A 1,701-nucleotide genomic window follows, 5' to 3' on the forward strand; every position below is an offset into this window, starting at 1 on the left:
CGCCCGGACCGCACCGCCGCCGGCCGGCACCCGGGCCGGTGCACCGCGGGCCGGTGCACCCGCAGCGGGAGGGCGTTCCGGGCGTCGCCGCCTCCTGGTGCCGTCCCTGGCGGCAACCGGCGCGGCGACGGCCGTGGTGGTTGCCGTCCTGGTCGCGCACGAGGGCGGCTCCCCGCGGCCGGCGCCCCCCGTGCCGCCGGTGCGGCCGGTGGCGGTCGAGGCCGCCGCACCCGCGCAGGTCCCCGCACCGGTCGCCGCGCCCGCTGACCGGGTGGCCGAGGCCGCCGCGCAGGTCCTGCGCGGCGACGACCCGACGGCGGTCGTCACGGAGCTGGCGGACCGGCGCGCGCGGGCGCTGGTCGACGCCGACCCGTCCGCGCTCGCCCTCGTGGACGCCCCGGGGTCGGCGGCGCTGGCCGCCGACGAGGAGCTGCTCCGGCAGCTGGCCGCGGCGGGGTCGTCGTTCTCCGGACTGGCCTTCGACGTGCGCTCGGTGACCGTGCAGGAGAGCGGCGCCGACCGGCTGGTGGTGCGCGCGGAGGTCGTCACCGCCGAGCACCAGGTCCGCGGCGCGGGCGGGACGGCCACCACCGTGGCGGCGGGCGCCCCGCGCAGCAGCCGGCTGGAGCTGGTGCGCGTGGCGGGGGAGTGGCGCATCGGCGCCGTCGGCTGAGCACCGCGACGGCGGGCTCCCGGTCCGCCCGGCGGGGCCGCGCGGGGGCCTCGCCGGGGCCGCGGCCGTCGCTCAGGCCGAGGCGAGCCAGCCGACGACGGAGGCGACGTCGGGGTGGCGGAAGCGGAAACCCGCGCGCAGCAGCACGTCCGGCACGACCCGCTGGCTGGCGAGCACCTGCCCGGAGAACTCCCCGAGCACCGCGCGCAGCGCCAGCGCCGGCACGGGCACCAGCGCGGGGCGGTGCAGGGCCTGCCCCAGGGCGGCCGTCACGGCGGTGTTCGTCGCGGGTTCCGGGCAGACGAGGTTCACCGGACCGCTGACGGGGTTCTCCAGCAGGAACTGCAGCGCGGCGATCTCGTCGGGCATCGAGATGAGGCTCCACCACTGGCTGCCCGAGCCCAGCGGACCGCCGAGGCCGAGGCGGAAGAGCGTCAGCATCTGCCCGAACGCCCCGCCGACGGGGTTGGCCAGCAGGCCCGTGCGGGCCAGCGCCACCCGGACGCCGGCGTCCGCGGCGGGCGCGGTCGCCTCCTCCCACGCGCGCACCACGTCGGCGAGGAAGTCGTCCCCGCGCGGTGCGGACTCGTCGAGCACGGCCGAACCGCCCTCGCCGTAGGCGCCGATGGCCGAGGCGTTGACGAGCACCTGCGGCGCCTCGTCGAGGGCCAGCAGCGCCCGCACCAGCGTCGAGGTCGTCTCGGTGCGCGAGCGCAGGACCAGCTCCTTGTACGCCGGCGTCCAGCGCTTGTCGCCGACCCCGGCGCCGGAGAGGTTCACGGCGGCGTCGACGCGGCCGAGGGCCGCCGGGTCCAGCGCACCCGCCGAGGGGTCCCAGCGCACCTCCGAGGGTTCGCGCGGTTCCCGGCGCACGAGCACGACGACGTCGTGGCCCCCGTTGCGCAGGTGGGCCACGAGGTGGCTGCCGATGAGCCCGCTGGCTCCGCTGACGACGATGCGCACGCTGTCTCCTGACGTGGGTTGACGCGGGGCGTGGGAAGGGTCGAGCCCCGCCCCCGGGACGGGGA

The 1,701-nt window shown here is 78.9% G+C and carries 2 protein-coding genes; one reads left to right on the top strand and one right to left on the bottom strand.

Annotated elements, in window-relative coordinates:
- The first annotated feature begins 133 nt into the window (after positions 1 to 133).
- Complete coding sequence (locus GTQ99_RS22905; protein WP_166617967.1) at positions 134 to 673, top strand: hypothetical protein; 540 nt, start codon at positions 134 to 136, stop codon at positions 671 to 673.
- 72 nt (positions 674 to 745) lie between these two features.
- Here GTQ99_RS22905 and GTQ99_RS22910 read toward each other — a convergent pair whose 3' ends face one another.
- Positions 746 to 1,636 carry a TIGR01777 family oxidoreductase gene (locus GTQ99_RS22910; protein WP_166617968.1) on the bottom strand — a complete coding sequence of 297 codons (891 nt, stop codon included), beginning with the start codon at positions 1,634 to 1,636 and terminating at the stop codon, positions 746 to 748.
- Between the last annotated feature and the right edge of the window lie 65 nt (positions 1,637 to 1,701).

This window comes from Kineococcus vitellinus (assembly GCF_009906315.1).
Classification (GTDB): domain Bacteria; phylum Actinomycetota; class Actinomycetes; order Actinomycetales; family Kineococcaceae; genus Kineococcus; species Kineococcus vitellinus.